Raw genomic sequence first — 17,152 nt, 5'->3', positions numbered from 1 at the left:
CGTTTTTTTGCGCCTAACAAAAAAGTAAACTACAGGGTGTACCTTTCTCTTTTTTGGGTATAAACTAAACGCTAAATGAATATGCATAGTGACGTCTTTCATCCTGATAGACTATTTTTTATGTATACCTACTTAACAATTGGACTGTGGAGTAAACATGCGTCTGCCTTTCGCACCTGCCAAATTATCATTATCTGCGTTGTTATTAGTTTCTGCTCCTTTGCTACTGCAAGGTTGTTCAGAAGCGCCACAGCAACAACAGGGTCAAATGCACCCCGCCGCTGTCGCGACTATGACAATGGAAACTCACGATGCACCTTTTACTATTGAGCTGCCAGCTACGCTGTCTGGTTCAAAAGAAGTTGAAGTTCGTGCCCGTGTCACCGGTATTCTTGAATCACGCAACTTTGAAGAAGGTCAGCGTGTAGAGCAAGGCCAATCACTGTTTACAATTGACCTTGAACCTTATCAACTTGCGGTTGATCGTGCGCAAGCAGCACTTGATGGTGCAAAAGCAGCGCTTGTTCAAGCTGATCGTGATGTTAAACGATTAGCTAAACTACGTGCCGAAAAGTCCGTTTCACAACGTGACTACGATAACGCTAGTTCAACCAATGATATTGCTAAAACTGATTTAGCAGCTGCAAAAGTTGCCTTAAAAGAAGCGCGACTAAACCTTGAATATGCGCAAGTGAAAGCCCCTGTTGCAGGTGTAATGGGACGTGAGTTTGTTTCTGAAGGAACCTATGTTTCTGGTCCAGATTTATTACTGACTCAAATGACTCAGTTTGACCCTATTCGTATTCGTTTTGGCTTATCTGAGCGTGAACAACTGCAAATGCGTCAAGATGTTAAAAATGGCTCACTGACGTTACCTGAGCAAGGCCATTGGAAAACACAAATTAAACTGCAAGATGGCTCGTTATACGGACAAACCGGTGAAGTTAACTTCTCAGATGTGCGTATTAATCCAAACACAGGTACCAGTGAGTTTCAGGCAATTATTCCTAACCCTGATTTTCAACTTCGCCCGGGCCAATTCGTGCGCGTTGAGTTAAGTGGTGCAGTACGCAAAAACGCTTTCATCGTACCGCAACGTGCAGTGCTTGATAACGGCACCGGTAAGTTTGTTTATGTAGTAAGTAAAAACGAGCAAGGTATGGATGTCGCTTTACCTGCCCCTGTTACTGTAGGTGAATGGATCAAAAAACCAGAAAACGAGCAATACCAAAATTTTTGGTTAATTCGCAGTGGGTTAAAAGAAGGCGACCAAGTTATTGTTGATGGCATGGCACGTATTTTCTTCCCGGGTATGCCAGTCAATGTTGGCAAACCAGCCGCTAACCCAAGCCACGCAGAATAAGCACAGGGAGTCTTATGTTTTCTCGTTACTTTATAGACAGACCCATTTTTGCGTTTGTTATCTCTATTGTTATTGTGCTTGCGGGCCTTGCTGCGATGCGCAGCTTACCTGTGGCGCAATATCCTGAAATAGCACCACCGGTTGTACAAGTAACCGCAGCCTACCCGGGTGCATCTGCCGATGTGCTTGAGCAAACGGTAGCGACACCGATTGAAAATGCCATTACCGGTGTTGAAGGCATGATGTATATGTCATCAACGTCAACCAGTGCAGGTTCAACCACCATCGAAGTTACTTTTGAAATTGGTACTGATGTTGACCAAGCAGCCGTTAACGTAAACAACCGTGTTAAGCAGGTTGAAGCGCGTTTACCTGAAGAAACACGCCGCCAAGGTGTGGTGGTTCAAAAAGGTTCTTCTAGCTTTTTACAAGTTCATGCCTTCTACTCACCAGATGGAACACGTTCAAGTTTATGGACATCAAACTATGTCACTATGAACGTACTTGACCGTGTTAAACGTATTCCAGGCACTACCAGTGTACAAATTTTTGGTGCCAAAGATTACGCAATGCGTATTTGGCTGCGCCCTGATGTAATGAGCCAGTTAGGTGTTACTGTTGAAGAAATTGCAGGGGCAATTCGCGTACAAAATTCACAATATGCGGCAGGTAAAATTGGTGCAACACCAACTACACAATCTCCACAAGAGCTGGTTTACAGTGTAACTGCACAAGGGCGTTTGTCTGAGCCTGAGCAGTTTGAAAATATCATTATTCGTTCAAACACTGACGGCAGTAGCTTACGCTTAAAAGACGTTGCCCGCGTTGAACTTGGCTCAAAAGATTATAACTTCAAAGGGACAATTAACGGTAAAGAAGCGGTACTGTTAGGTATCTTCTTGCAACCGGGTGCTAACGCTCTTGATGTAGCTGAAGAAGTAAACGGTGTTATTGAAGAAATGAAAAGCCAGTTCCCGACCGGCCTTGCTCATTTAACCTCATACGACACAACCCGCTTTGTTGAAGTATCAATCCGTGAAGTTGTAAAAACACTACTTGAAGCCATGGTATTGGTATTCTTAGTGGTGTACTTATTCTTACAAAATTGGCGCGCCACGCTTATTCCTACCCTAGCAGTGCCAGTATCACTACTGGGCACATTTGCCGGCATGTATATGCTGGGTTACTCAATTAACTCACTCACCTTATTCGGTATGGTGCTGTCGATTGGTATTGTTGTTGATGATGCCATCGTGGTGCTTGAAAACGTTGAGCGTATCATGCACGAAGAAGGGCTCGGTGCTAGAGAAGCCGCTGTTAAAGCGATGGGCGAAGTAAGCGGCCCGGTGGTGGCAATTGTTTTAGTACTTTGCTCAGTGTTTGTGCCAATTGCGTTTTTAGGTGGCTTAACCGGTGAGTTATTCCGCCAGTTCGCTATTACTATTTCGATTGCTGTAAGTTTATCGGGTGTCGTTGCTTTAACGATGACGCCAGCGCTTTGTGTACTTATTTTAAAACAAGAACACAAGCAAACTGCCCGCTTCTTCTTATGGTTTAACGACATGTTTACCAAGATCACCGGCCGTTACGTTGGTGCTGTTGGATTTATGGTGCGCCGTGGTCTGTTAGGTCTGATCTTAATGACAGGTATGATTGCCGCAACGATTGGCCTTTGGCAAAACACCCCAGGTTCGCTTGTGCCAGATGAAGACCAAGGTTATTACATCTCTGCAATCTTCTTACCTGACGGTTCATCACTTGAACGCACAGAGCAAGTCACGCAGCAAGTTGTTGAGGCCGTGCAATCAAACCCAGCGAACGAAAACGTGGTAGCGTTTACCGGTTTTGACTTTATTGGCGGTGGTTACAAAAACAGCGCTGCAACCTTATTCGTGACACAAAAACATTGGGATGAGCGCGAAGTTGATACCAAGGCGCTGGTGCAAGAGCTCTTTATGAAAACAGCAGGTATTAAAGAGGCGCTCGTTCTTGCCTTTAATCCTCCGGCTATTTTTGGTTTAGGTAACACAGGTGGTTTTGAGTTTTACATTCAAAACAAAGGTGATAGCGACCCAGACAAACTTCAACATGCAATGCAGTTGATGACAGCTGAAGCACAAAAGAGCCCTATTATCAGTGGCCTGCAAACACTTTGGCGCCCTGACGCACCACAGCTACGTGTTGATGTTGACCGTGAACAAGCCCGTGCCATGGGTGTAGAAATTGATGATGCGTTCACTGCCCTTGCCGGTAACTTGGGGACTTATTATGTTAACGACTTCAATAAATTTGGTCGCGCATGGCAAGTACTAATGTCTGCAGACGCTGAATTTAGAATGAAGCCTGATGACATTGGCCGTATCTATGTTAAAAACAACCAAGGTACTATGGTGCCGCTTTCAGCCTTTACCACTATCGAGTATAGCCGTGGCCCTGAAAACCTAAATCGTTATAACAACTTACCAGCTGTTAAACTGATGGGTAATGCAGCGCCGGGTTACAGTTCGGGTCAAGCTATTGCTGAAGTTGAGCGTATTGCACAAGCCGTTTTACCACCTAATATGACCTACGAGTGGACAGGCTCTGCATTCCAAGAGAAACGCAGTTCAGGCACCACAGGAATTGCCTTAGGCCTTGCTGTGATCATGGTATTTTTGATTCTAGCAGCGCTATATGAGCGTTGGTCACTACCGCTGTCTGTGATGCTTGCTTTGCCATTTGGTACCTTTGGTGCGCTTATAGCGGTTTGGGTTGTGGGCATGACAAACGATGTATACTTCCAAATTGGTCTGGTAACACTTCTTGGTCTTGCTAGTAAAAACGCGATTCTTATTGTTGAATACGCCTTGATGAAACATCAACAAGGCTGGAGCGCAAGTACGGCTGCGCTTGAGGCTGCGCGTTTACGTTTTAGACCAATCATTATGACTTCGCTTGCTTTCATTTTGGGCGTTGTGCCTTTAGTACTAAGCTCTGGCGCAGGTGCAGGTGCCCGTCACAGTGTTGGTACCGGTGTAATGGGCGGTATGATGGCAGCGACATTCCTTGCAGTATTCTTTGTGCCGCTGTTCTTTTATTGGTTAACGGCACGTAAGTTAACTGAAAAACGTTCAAGACAAGAGCTTGCTGATGAGATAGCAGCACATCATCAACAAGAACATGTTAAAACCCAAGAGGGTAACCTGTAAAAAATGAAGGGCAAACAATGAGTTTGCCCTTTTTTTTGATTATTTGATTACTAGCAATTTACTGCTTCGAACGCTAGTATTAAGGAAAGATGTGTGGAGTACAGCATGAATAATCAAAAATTAGCCGAATTTGAACAGTATTTTCAAATCAACGAGAGCAACCGTGTCAATTTATATGCGGTTGAACCAAGTGCTGTGCCAAAAACCAATGCTGAACTTGAAGCGGATATCCCTGCCCTATTTAAACTTGCCAACGAAGTAAACGAACTTGAGCAAACAAGCTTACGACCACTTCGTAATCTAGGTGATGTTGCACAAGAACTGGCGGCCTTTTTACAGGCGCAATCTCGTAAAATTGATTTAATCATGAGTCACATCTTAGCCTCAGAGCAACCTGACGATAACGCAAACTATTGCGATAGTTATGGCGGTGGCGGTGTAAAACTTACCTCCGCTGACGTGTATGAATTAGGGCAAACATTTCGCACTAAGTTATTCTTACAACACGAAGCATCAGCTATTTATTGCTATACCGAATTAGTGGCCATTGAAAAATGCGATGATGATAAATACCAATACACATTATTGTTTACTGCCATTCGCGATGCTGACCAAGATTTAGTCGTAAGAGCAGCCCTGCACGCACAAACACGCCAACTTAAAAAACGTCAGCAAGAAAACAATCAGCAAGACAAATAAAAATCACGCTGGATCGCGCACAAAAAGCTGACATCTATGGCTAAAATGCTAAACTAGCCCCACCTTAGTTTGTTTAATACCTTCATGAAATTTAGACTTTTACCTGAATGGGCTGAGCAAGATGCAGTTATGCTTACTTGGCCTCATCAAGACACAGATTGGGCAGCAAATTTAACCGCTGTTGAGCCTGTGTATGTAGCACTTTGCCAAGCAATAAGCCAACAGCAAGATGTTGTGATTGTAGCTCATGATAATGCCCTAAAAGCACATATTGCAGCTTTACTTTCAAATGCAGATGTCGATGCTAAACGCATTCACTTTGTGGTGACACCGTGTAACGATACTTGGGCACGTGACCATGGCCCATTGACCTGTGCGAATATTGATGACGCAACAGAATTGAAAGTAATGGATTTTATTTTTAATGGGTGGGGCAATAAGTTTGCAAGTGATCTTGATAATCAAATTAATCAAGTACTTGTAAAGCAAGTCGCTAATTCTAAAAATGGCTATCAGCAAAGTGAGCTGGTTCTTGAAGGCGGTGGCGTCGAGATCAATGAACACGGCGTGTTACTCACAACCAGCGAGTGCTTATTAAACCCAAATCGTAACCCAGAACTCACAAAAGCAGATATAGAACAGACGCTGGTTGAGCAGCTAGGTGCTACGTCGTTTCTTTGGGTTGATCATGGTTACCTTGCAGGTGATGATACCGACAGCCATATTGATACGCTGGTACGTTTTGCCCCAAACAACACGCTTGTTTATGTACAGTGTGATGATAAAAATGATGAGCACTTTACAGCCCTTGATGCAATGGAAAAGCAACTGCAATCATTTAAAACAGCAGAGGGTGAAAACTACACGCTGATTGCCTTACCTTGGCCAAAAGCAGTGTTCGATGAAGATGGTGACAGATTACCTGCCACATACGCTAATTATTTAATTATCAATAAAACCGTTTTAGTACCAATTTATGGTGATGAAAACGATCAACTGGCGCTTGGTCAGGTTGCCAAAGCATACCCAGATCACACTGTAGTGGGTATTAATTGTGTGCCAATTATTCACCAATTTGGCAGCTTACACTGTATTACAATGCAATTACCGCGCGGCTTTTTAGCAGGAACAAACAATGACTAAACCAACGCATTTAAAGGTTGCTCTTGTTCAGCAATCAAACACCGATAATGCTCAAGACAATATGGCAAAATCAATTGCTGGTATTCGTGATGCAGCAAGCCAAGGCGCTAAGCTTATTGTTCTTCAAGAGCTACACCGTAGCTTGTATTTTTGCCAAACCGAAGATGTAGACGTTTTTGATTTAGCAGAAACAATCCCGGGCCCAAGCACAGACACCTTAGGTGCACTAGCCAAAGAACTCAATGTGGTGATCGTGTCATCATTATTCGAAAAGCGCGCTACGGGTCTTTATCACAATACTGCTGTGGTACTTGAAACTGACGGCAGCATTGCCGGTAAATACCGTAAAATGCATATTCCTGATGACCCAGGCTTTTACGAGAAGTTTTATTTTACACCGGGTGATTTAGGTTTTGAGCCTATTCAAACCTCTGTCGGTAAACTTGGTGTACTAGTGTGTTGGGATCAATGGTTCCCAGAAGCTGCACGCTTAATGGCAATGGCCGGTGCTGAAATTTTAATTTACCCAACAGCCATTGGTTGGGACCCGCGTGATGAAAAAGACGAGCAAACACGTCAAAAAGACGCTTGGGTTATTTCCCAACGTGCTCATGCAGTTGCCAATGGCGTGCCGGTGATCAGCTGTAACCGTGTTGGCCACGAAAGTGATCCAAGCGGTCAAAGTGAAGGTATTCAGTTCTGGGGTAACTCGTTTATCGCGGGCCCTCAAGGTGAAATCTTAGCCGAAGCGAACAACAGCGATGAGCAATTATTAGTTGTTGAATTAGACCAAGCACGTAGTGAAAACATACGTCGAATTTGGCCTTACCTTCGTGATCGTCGTATCGATCACTATCAGGACTTAACCAAGATTTATCGAGACTAAGCAGTAAAAACAGTTTAAAGGAGTAGTAAATGGCGTTTGCGCAATGGGCAGCATTGCCTTGGGTAAAATCTGAAAAAGATAAAATTCAATGGGGACAACTTACCGGTAGCGGGCTTAGCATCGCTATCGCAGAAGGTGTAAAACAACACAACGAGCTGGTTGTGATTGTCACCCCAGATACGCCAAGCGCCCTACGCCTTGAAACTGAACTCGAATTTCTGTTGCCTGAAAACCCAGTCATGGTCTTTCCTGACTGGGAAACACTCCCATACGATCATTTTTCGCCGCATCAAGATATCATTTCTGCGCGCTTAGCCACGTTAAATACCTTAAAAAAAGAACAACAAAGCGTATTAATCGTGCCAGTGTCGACCTTGATGCTGCGTACTGCCCCTGCTTCGTTTATTTATGGTTCAACCCTTAACTTTAAAGTGGGCGATACCTTAGATACCCACACACTGCGTGAAAACTTAGAACAAGCGGGCTATTTACACGTACAACAAGTGATGGAGCATGGTGAATACGCGATTCGCGGCTCTATCGTTGACTTATACCCTATGGGTAGCCCGCACCCATTTCGTTTAGACTTTTTTGATGATGAGCTCGACAGCATTCGCTTATTTGATGTTGAAAGCCAGCGCTCAGATGAAAAGGTCGACAAAATTGAGTTACTGCCTGCTCACGAGTTTCCAACTAACGACGCTGACATTGAGCGTTTTCGTATCAACTATCGTGAACAATTTGGCGCAAGCTCTGAGCAAGACTCAATTTATATGCAGGTGACTAAAGGAACCTGGCCTGCGGGTATCGAATATTACATGCCACTGTTTTTTGATGAATTGGCAACTATCTTCGATTACCTACCAAGTAATACAACCTTTATGCATTTTGGCGATATTGAGCATGCTGCTGATCAGTTTTGGCATGATGTGAATGTACGCTATGAAAACCGCCGTGTTGATCCGCTCAGACCTTTACTTGAACCTGTAAAACTGTATCAAAACGTTAATGAACTATTTGGTGAGTTTGGTAAATACGCGCGTATTCGCTTATCACAAGCCAAGCTAGGTACCAAAGCGGGTCATACAAACCTTGCTAGTAAAGAGCTGCCAAATGTTCGTATTGATCATAAGTTACATGAACCGTACCAAGGTTTAATTGACTATGTTGCCAGTGAGAAAAAACAAAAAGGCCGCGTGCTGCTCTCGGTTGAATCAGATGGCCGCCGCGAATCATTACTCACTTTATTAAAGCCAAGTGGTTTAAAGCTTAAAGAATTTGAATCGTTTAGCGATTTTACCAATAGTTCGAGTGATGTTGGCCTAATTGTTTCGCCACTTGAGCAAAGTGTGGTGCTAGACGGTAAACCGCGTTTAACCATTATCACAGAGCAAGAATTACTAGGCATTAAGGTTTCGCAGCGTCGACGCCGTAAACATAAATACGAAGCCAGCCAAGATGCGCTTATTCGTAACCTTGCTGAGCTACGCGAAGGCCAACCAATTGTGCACCTTGATCACGGTGTAGGCCGCTACCAAGGCCTTGAAACCATTGATGCAGCCGGTGTGATCACTGAATTTGTTACGATTATTTACGCTAATGAGGCAAAACTATACGTGCCCGTTTCTGCGTTGCATATGCTGAGCCGCTACTCAGGTGGTGAAGAAGCCTCTGCCCCGCTTCATAAGTTAGGCTCTGATGCGTGGGAAAAAGCAAAAAAACGTGCCGCCGAAAAAGTTCGTGATGTGGCTGCTGAACTCTTAGATATTTACGCTAAACGCCAAGCAAAGCCTGGCAATAAATTTAAGCTTGATGGCAGTGCTTATCGTCAGTTTAGCGACAGCTTCCCATTTGAAGAAACTGACGATCAACGCAACGCCATTGAGTCTGTGCTCGGTGATATGCAAAGTAAGCAAGCGATGGACCGTTTAGTATGTGGTGACGTTGGCTTTGGTAAAACCGAAGTGGCAATGCGCGCAGCCTTTGTGGCAGTGAATGATAACAAGCAAGTTGCGGTACTTGTACCAACCACACTGCTTGCACAGCAGCATTATGAAAACTTTAAAGACCGCTTTGCCGATTTACCAATTGAGGTTGGCGTTTTATCGCGTTTTAACTCAACCAAAGAGCAAAAAGACACCCTAGATAAAATGGCTGAGGGTAAATTAGATATCGTGATTGGTACTCACAAGCTTATTCAACAAGATATTCAATTTAAAGATTTGGGCTTATTGATTGTTGACGAAGAGCACCGTTTTGGGGTGCGTCAAAAAGAAAAAATCAAAGCATTACGTGCCGATGTCGATATTTTAACGCTCACAGCGACCCCTATCCCACGTACATTAAACATGGCGATGAGTGGTATGCGTGACTTATCAATCATAGCCACACCGCCTGCGAAACGTTTAGCGGTTAAAACCTTTGTTAGACAAAGAGATGCTGAACTTATTCGTGAAGCAATTCTGCGTGAGATTAAACGCGGTGGCCAGGTGTATTTCTTACATAATAATGTTGAAACCATAGACCGAGTTGCTGAAGAAATTAGTGAATGGGTACCTGAAGCCAGCGTAACAACGGCACATGGTCAAATGCGAGAGCGCGAGCTTGAACAAATTATGAGTGATTTTTATCACCAAAAATATAACGTGATTGTGTGTACAACTATTATCGAAACCGGTATCGATGTACCCACTGCCAACACCATTATTATGGATAGAGCAGATAAACTCGGTCTGGCACAACTGCATCAGTTGCGTGGTCGTGTAGGCCGAAGCCATCACCAAGCGTATGCCTACCTACTGACTGGTAACCCTAAATCACTCAGTAAAGATGCGGTTAAACGCCTTGAAGCGATTGAATCACTGGAAGACTTGGGGGCAGGTTTTGCGCTCGCAACCCATGACTTAGAAATTCGTGGTGCCGGTGAGCTGCTTGGTGATGATCAATCAGGTCAAATGCAAACCATTGGCTTTAGTTTGTATATGGAAATGCTTGAGCAAGCGGTTAACTCCCTCAAAGAAGGTAAAGAGCCAACCCTTGAGAACTTATTAGGTCAACAAACTGAGGTTGACTTAAAGCTGCCAGCGTTATTACCTGATGATTATATTCATGATGTAAACGTACGTTTAGGAATCTATAAACGCATTGCAAGCTGTGCTAATCTCAATGATATGGACGAGTTACAGGTAGAGCTGATTGACCGTTTTGGTCTACTACCTGACGCCACTAAAAACTTATTCAGTTTGCAGCAATTAAAACTGCAAGCAAGTAATATTGGCATTAAGAAGATTGAAGCAAACCCGAAAGGCGGTTATTTTGAGTTTAGCCAGCATACAAAGGTTAACCCTAGCTTCATTATAGGTTTGATACAAAGTGCACCGCAGGTGTATAAAATGGATGGCGCAAACAAACTGCGCTTTGCAATTAGCGAAGCCAACGCTCGCGAACGCTTAAAAATGGTCACTGCAATGATTGCAGATTTCGAAAAAAAGGTTAGCCATTAATGTTGTTTAGAAATAGTTTACTACTGCTTTGTTGCTTTTATACAAGCTCGTCATTTGCAGCACGTTGGTTCGAAATAGAAGTTCTTATTTATAAACAGCGCCCAGCCCCTTATTTACAGGAAGATTTCAGTTTAAAACACGATGAAATCAAGGCTAAGCGAAGCAAAGACTTATTATCTCCAGCTTACTCTGCACAAGCTAAACAGGCATGTATTGAGGGTGATAGCCGCTTTCGCTCAAATTCGTTTACCGATTCTTTAGTGAATAGCAACCCTCACTCTAATGTATGTGACGACAGTGTTGATTTTTTAGCAAGCTATAATCAACTGCCTGTTACACCCGTTGTTGAGCCCCGTGAAGACACTGACGACATTTACTTAATGGCGCCAGAACAATTACAATTTGTTGAGCAAAAAAATCAGCTTGATAGAAAAGGCTTAACCCCTATTTTGCACACTGGCTGGCGTTTTCCTGAAATGAGTGAAAGAAACGCACCCAGTATCCGTTTATTTTCCGGTGAACACTTAGCAAAACACTCAACCCCAGTAGAGAATGAAAATAACGACTTTATAAGCCTAGTGGGCCCTACTGAGCGCTATATTCCCGACCAGCTGCAAAATGTGCCAAAGTGGGAATTTGATGGTTTAATGAAAATTTATGTTCGTCACTACCTATTTATAAACGCAGATTTTGATATTAGTCAGCGCCTAGAAAACGGTGATTACGAAAAAGCACGTTTTTCACAATTTAAACGTGTGATAAGTAACGAGATACATTATTTTGATCACCCACGTATGGGTATGATCGTGCAAATAAGACGCTACAACCATTAATGGATACAATTATGAAAAAATATATGGCAATTGCAGCAGCGGCTGCAACACTTACTTTAGCGGGTTGCTCAAAAGTAAATTTAGAGAACTACGAAAAAATTAAAATTGGCATGGATAAAACTGAGGTTGAAGCTATCTTAGGTTCAGCGGATAAGTGTGAAGAAAAGACATTACACACTAACTGTATTTGGGGTAACAAAGATAAAAATATCGAAATTACCCTAGTATCAGACAAAGTGTCGCTTTACAGCAAAACAGGTTTAGACGCTAAATAAACCCAATTGGGTGGCCAAGGCCACCCTTTCATCTTTCATCTTTCAGAATGTCAGTTTGTGAGTAAATACGCTCAATATTAACAATTTTGCTGCGATTTAGCGTAATCTTGTAACGCTGATACAAAATTTCACCTTCGCTTTGTGTAAAGACTAGTACCACATTTAACTGATAACGCCTCTCTACGGCTTTCTTAGAGATTTTATTACTATCAAGATGATAGAGCTTACCTTCCCCCCGCTTTAAGTAGCGAGCAAACGGTGCCAAGCTAAATTGCATGGTTTGTTGCAAGGTATCGTAGCCTGGTAAAAACTCTTTCGCGTTAACTTGTGTTTCGCTTGCAAAATGCAGCCACTGAGCAGCCTGTTTATTTTGATGTCGGCGCTTTGAAAAAATTCTTCTTACCGCTTTAGGCAGGCGTTTAAAACTGGTGTATTCAAGCCAAATGTATTGGCTGGCAATTTTGTCTTTGGTTATGCTGTTTTTAAACTGAAACCGCCATTTTGGTCGCCCTCTTACGATAGCTCGCCAGATCACCCGTGTGATGTCTTCTTTAAATATTTCACGAAGACCATAAATAACACCCAAGATCAAAATCAAGGTTGCTGTTACTTCGGTAAAGTTTGAGCGAGCATTTAACACAACCAACATCACAAAGGCCATGATCACTGCGGTCACTGTGCCCTTTACCATGCGCTTTAAATAACTGTTTAAATGCCGTGTAGTGCGATTAAGTACCACCCCATGCTCAATTAAACGTTGTAACAGGCGCATTTTATTAGTGATACGGTTGGCATCTTCGAGTGTTGATTGCGAATTATATTCTTGCTCATCACGATAACTGTTTTCAGCTTTGCAGAACTCTAATAAATCACTGCGCTCTTTTGCAAAATCACTACTGCGCGGCCCTTCATCCAATAGTTTCAGAAATGACTGCTCTACATGCCAGCTTAAGTAGTTATCGGCGTTTTTATAAAATGGCAGGAGCTTTTCATCATCGGGGGTATAGCGTCTTAGCTTTTTCAACAAGCCTTTGGTTTGCTCGCACAACTCAATGGCAACAGGGTAAAACTCTTCGGCTTCTTGGTGTTTTAGGGTGTCTTTGATATCTGCATTCAGCGCGAGTCGAACTTGATAACAATATAAGTTTAAGTTTTGCCGATAATCTTGCTGTTCACCTTTGTTTTTACTAACAAAGCGGCTTCTTACTAAGGGTAAGTGAATGTTGTTAGCGTTATATGCAAGGTGCGATTTAAAATTGTTGTTAAAGAATGATTCTTCGCTCAGTGTTTGTGGATTTACACTCATTTCATTCGGAATGGAGAAATACAGGTCGAGTCGTTGCTCTGTGCGTGGTTTAAGCTCAGGCTCAATAATGAAGGATAAGTTTTCGTCTTGTTTAAGCAATATCACCTCGTTTTTTAATAATGCTCCCTTAGTTTACGCGTTGATAGGCTTTCAGACAATAAAAAAGGCCCAGTAAAAACGGGGCCTTAGTAATCATTTCAAACTAGATTAGAACTTAACGTTAATACCAGCGTGGAAACGACGACCTAATACATCATATGTGTACGGGTCAGTGTTTGAGTCATTGTTACCAGTGTAATATGGTGGTTGTTTATCAAATAAGTTGTTAACACCTGCAGAAAGTGTAATTGAGTCATTGATAAGGTATGAACCACTGATATCATGGTAAATAACCGTTGGTGTTGTAGGCGCATAACATGAATCTTCATCACCGATACATGCAAAACTATCCATACCAGCAATATAACGAGCTTGGTACTGAGCATCCCAGTTATCACCAGCAACATTAATTGTTAGGTTTGATTTAAGATCTGCATAACCACCAGAGCCTGACGTAATAACACCTGCGTAGTCAACAGGTTCACCAGTAACTTGAACAACATACTCGTCTAAGTAAGTTGTATCTAAGCCCGCTTTCCAGTTAAGGCCAGCAGCTTCAAATGAGTAAGAAAGATTTAAATCGATACCAGATGTTTTTTCAGAACCAATGTTTTGTAGCTGGTTATTGAAAATGATACGACCCGTTGAATCGATTGATACATTTGCCGAGTTACATAACGCAGAACCATTATTTGCATCTGTCTTCAAACACTGATCAACAATGTATTGGTTATCTACTGTCGCAATCGCATTTTCAATTTCGATATCGTAGTAATCTAGCGTCATGCTGAAGCCTTCAAACCACTCAGGCTCATAGACGATACCAGCAGTTAAAGTATCAGCTTCTTCAGGTGTTAAAGATGAGTTACCACCTACCGTAACTTCTGCTTGGTCTTGCGCACCAGGGTACTCAACTTGTTCGAATGAAGGTGAGTTACCAGAATAAAGCTCTGAAACAGTTGGTGCACGGAATGCTGTTGATACAACACTACGTAGCATTAGCTCATCATTTACTTTCCAAGTTAAACCAAGTTTCCAAGTCTCATCTGAACCAAATGTGCTGTAATCAAATGCACGGATAGCAGCGCTTAATTCTACATTTTGTGCAAGTGGCGCATCTGTAAGAAGTGGTAATGCAAATTCAACATATGCTTCGTTTACATCAAAACCACCTGATGTTGGCTCAACCATCGGATCATTAGCTAGGCCTTGAGCAGTTAAAGAATCAGGCGTGTACCAAGCTTTTTCTTGACGGCGCTCAACACCTGCTGCGAATGCTGCATAACCTGCTGGTAATTCAAATAACTCACCTGATACAGAAGCCGCTAGGATAAATAGTTGACTACCACCATTATTTACTTCAGTGTAAACGTTTCTACGGAAACCTTCAGAAGTCCAAGCATTTTGATCTAGTGGGTTAAATGTGCCCACAACTTGACCTTCATCATTCGTGTACATAATGCTATCAGTTAATGAACCAATATTGTGAAGGTTGCTCAATTTATCTACTGAATCATTACGACCAAAGTTAGCAGATACATCCCATGAATAGTCACCGATGAAACCATCAGCACCAATTACAGCACGAACAGTATCTACAGATTGCTCAAAATAACGTGCGCCAGTGTCTGACATACGACGACCGTAGAAAATTTTATCGCCATACGCGTAATTAGCTGTTTCAGTGATGTAGTTACCATCTGCATCACGGTCAGCAATACCATCGCCATCACGGTCAACTTTACTGTTATATGTTTGACCTAATAGTGAGTCACCCATTGATTCATCATAAGTAAAACCAAACCAAATTGGTTGAGCAGCCATTTGTTGCTCAGACCAACGCTTAGTATAAGTGAACTCAGTGAATAAACGCGTCTCGTCGCTTAGTTCATAAGTAGCAAGACCTGTTAAGTTTAAGCGCTCCATTGGCGTGTAAAGGTAGCTATCAGGTGCAAAGTTGTAACGATCAGCATCAGTAAATGGGTGTAAACCACCAAGACCGCTCAAACCACTATCTTGGTGGGCTAGGCCAGAAGTAATTGGATTACCATCTGCATCTACAGACTCACCCGCTTTATTTACATCACCAATTGTACCGTCTTGCCAAATGTGACCACCTTCAGCATAAACAGAACCGCCGTTACAGTTTAAACCATTAGCGCCTTCAGAGATTGGGCAATCAGAAAAGTCACGGTCAGATTGTTTTGCTTTGCCACGATCGGTGTATTGCATACCGATAACAATGTTACCTTTATCAAAAGACGAACCAACTGTGAAGTCGAATGAATTCTCTGTTGCATCACCTTCACCAGTGATTGCAGAGTTAACATTCATGTCAAGACCTTCAAAATCGTCTTTTAAGATGATGTTAACAACACCAGCTACCGCATCAGTACCGTAAACAGCAGAAGCACCGTCTTTAAGTACCTCAACAGATTTGATCATAGAAACAGGAATTGTATTTAAGTCAACAGTAGATGCCGCACCTGTACCAGATGCAATCATACGACGACCATTTACTAAAACTAATGTGCGGCTAGCACCTAAACCACGTAAATCAATACGTGCGTTACCACCAGAACCATTATTTACGCCTGGGTTAGTCATCGCGCCGCCTGTTGCGGTCATTTTTTGTAATACGCTATCGATGCTTGTTGCACCCATTGCTTTGATGTCATCTGCACCAATTAATGTTACTGGGCTTGCGTTTTCCATATCAGAACGCTTAATGCGAGAACCCGTAACTTGAATTTTTTCAATAGACTCTGCTGCATCATCAGCAGCTAAAACTTGCATGCTTGAGAACATTGGGATTGCTGAAACAACAGCTAAACCAAGAATTGATTTTTTCATGTGAAAACCCTACTTGTTGGAAATTTACCTTTAGTTAGGTAGCGCTCGTTATTATTAGAATCACGAGTCAGCGGAGGGCAACTTAGGCGCAGTTAACTGAACGAAAACTGAATGAAAGACCAAATAAAAAACAACCCAAAAATGACGTACCAACTTTAGGTAATAAGGTTTCACGATGTATCAATGTTAATAGAAAAAAACACTTACATATCAGGAAAATAACATTATTAAGTAGCAAAAAAAACACGATTGAAATCAATTGCACGCACTTTGTAATCAAGTGTAATCAAAGCCCAATTAATGCTACAAATGAAATTTTTACAAGTTGATCACACAACGTTATAAAAACCGTAAAAGCTTGGTAAGACTGCTAACCATAGTTATTTACTTAAATTAACTAAATAGACAAAGTTAGTCTGTTAAACAGTGTATTAGAGGATGATTTTTTGTTTTTGTTCCGTCAGTTTGTAATACCGAATAAAAATACGGCTAATAAAGAACATCAAAGTAAAAAAAGTGAAGCAGAAATTGCGCTAATCACAGCTTTTAGATAATTAAAAACTGCGATCAACAATAATGAAGGAAGATGTTATCGAGTTTGCAGTGAATCGAAATAATAAAGCAAGGTTTGAGGTTGATTATCGCCAGAAGTATAAGTGAGCATCATTTTCCAAGTCATAACAGGTTCAGAGCATGCGCCAACCATAGTATCAGCAACCCAAACTTGTCCTGTCTGTTTAAACTGCAGTGGGATAAAACCCATATACATGGTGACACCTTCAAGTTTTGCTGAGAGGTTTTTAGCCTCCTTTGGTAACTTTAGGTTAATCGTAAACGGTGTTTCTGGACTGATATCTGGGTTACTTAGCCAAACTTCTACATTATTAGGGTAATTGCAATGACTATTGTTCTGACAACTTGTACTTGTGCTGCCCTTATCTATACTTTGGCTATCACATGCAGCTAAAAAAAGACTAAAAAGGAACACGGGAAATAAGCTTATT

General features: G+C 42.2%; 11 protein-coding genes. 8 read left to right on the top strand and 3 right to left on the bottom strand.

The genetic code is table 11. From position 1 onward, the window contains the following. Window positions 1–157: 157 nt before the first annotated feature. The 8 genes from CWB80_RS12760 to CWB80_RS12725 all read left to right on the top strand — a co-directional run bounded on the left by CWB80_RS12760 (window position 158) and on the right by CWB80_RS12725 (window position 11,890). Window positions 158–1,363 carry an efflux RND transporter periplasmic adaptor subunit gene (locus CWB80_RS12760; protein ID WP_138600041.1) on the top strand — a complete coding sequence of 402 codons (1,206 nt, stop codon included), beginning with the start codon at window positions 158–160 and terminating at the stop codon, window positions 1,361–1,363. Window positions 1,364–1,377: 14 nt separating this feature from the next. Further along, window positions 1,378–4,551, top strand: coding sequence for an efflux RND transporter permease subunit (locus CWB80_RS12755; protein ID WP_138600040.1), 3,174 nt, complete (start codon window positions 1,378–1,380; stop codon window positions 4,549–4,551). Window positions 4,552–4,656: 105 nt separating this feature from the next. Next, entirely contained in the window at window positions 4,657–5,250 is a 594-nt protein-coding gene (locus CWB80_RS12750; RefSeq protein ID WP_054553092.1) for a PilZ domain-containing protein, read from the top strand. Between the two features lie 84 nt (window positions 5,251–5,334). After that, window positions 5,335–6,393: an agmatine deiminase family protein gene (locus CWB80_RS12745; RefSeq protein ID WP_138600039.1), complete on the top strand. Its 1,059-nt coding sequence runs from the start codon at window positions 5,335–5,337 to the stop codon at window positions 6,391–6,393. Next, window positions 6,386–7,279, top strand: coding sequence for a carbon-nitrogen hydrolase (locus CWB80_RS12740; RefSeq protein WP_054553061.1), 894 nt, complete (start codon window positions 6,386–6,388; stop codon window positions 7,277–7,279). The genes CWB80_RS12745 and CWB80_RS12740 overlap by 8 nt, the downstream gene beginning before the upstream one ends. A 29-nt stretch (window positions 7,280–7,308) precedes the next feature. Then, the gene (mfd, locus tag CWB80_RS12735; RefSeq protein ID WP_054553060.1) at window positions 7,309–10,782 is read left to right on the top strand and encodes a transcription-repair coupling factor; all 3,474 of its coding nucleotides are present in this window, start codon (window positions 7,309–7,311) and stop codon (window positions 10,780–10,782) included. Further along, complete coding sequence (locus tag CWB80_RS12730) at window positions 10,782–11,615, top strand: peptidoglycan binding protein CsiV (RefSeq protein WP_138600038.1); 834 nt, start codon at window positions 10,782–10,784, stop codon at window positions 11,613–11,615. Before mfd ends, CWB80_RS12730 begins: the two co-directional genes overlap by 1 nt. A gap of 11 nt (window positions 11,616–11,626) precedes the next feature. Beyond that, the gene (locus tag CWB80_RS12725; RefSeq protein ID WP_054553091.1) at window positions 11,627–11,890 is read left to right on the top strand and encodes a hypothetical protein; all 264 of its coding nucleotides are present in this window, start codon (window positions 11,627–11,629) and stop codon (window positions 11,888–11,890) included. A gap of 28 nt (window positions 11,891–11,918) precedes the next feature. On the opposite strand, the gene CWB80_RS12720 is transcribed toward CWB80_RS12725, so the two are convergent. From CWB80_RS12720 to CWB80_RS12710, 3 genes are all read right to left on the bottom strand, one after another. After that, window positions 11,919–13,295: a hypothetical protein gene (locus CWB80_RS12720; RefSeq protein WP_138600037.1), complete on the bottom strand. Its 1,377-nt coding sequence runs from the start codon at window positions 13,293–13,295 to the stop codon at window positions 11,919–11,921. 108 nt (window positions 13,296–13,403) lie between these two features. Beyond that, complete coding sequence (locus CWB80_RS12715; protein ID WP_138600036.1) at window positions 13,404–16,148, bottom strand: TonB-dependent receptor plug domain-containing protein; 2,745 nt, start codon at window positions 16,146–16,148, stop codon at window positions 13,404–13,406. A gap of 589 nt (window positions 16,149–16,737) precedes the next feature. Beyond that, window positions 16,738–17,136 carry a hypothetical protein gene (locus CWB80_RS12710; RefSeq protein ID WP_138600035.1) on the bottom strand — a complete coding sequence of 133 codons (399 nt, stop codon included), beginning with the start codon at window positions 17,134–17,136 and terminating at the stop codon, window positions 16,738–16,740. Window positions 17,137–17,152: the final 16 nt, after the last annotated feature.

This window comes from Pseudoalteromonas sp. S1650 (assembly GCF_005887195.1).
Classification (GTDB): domain Bacteria; phylum Pseudomonadota; class Gammaproteobacteria; order Enterobacterales; family Alteromonadaceae; genus Pseudoalteromonas; species Pseudoalteromonas simplex.
The sequence above is the reverse complement of the archived record's forward strand: the minus strand, read 5'-3'. Positions and strand labels throughout refer to the sequence as shown.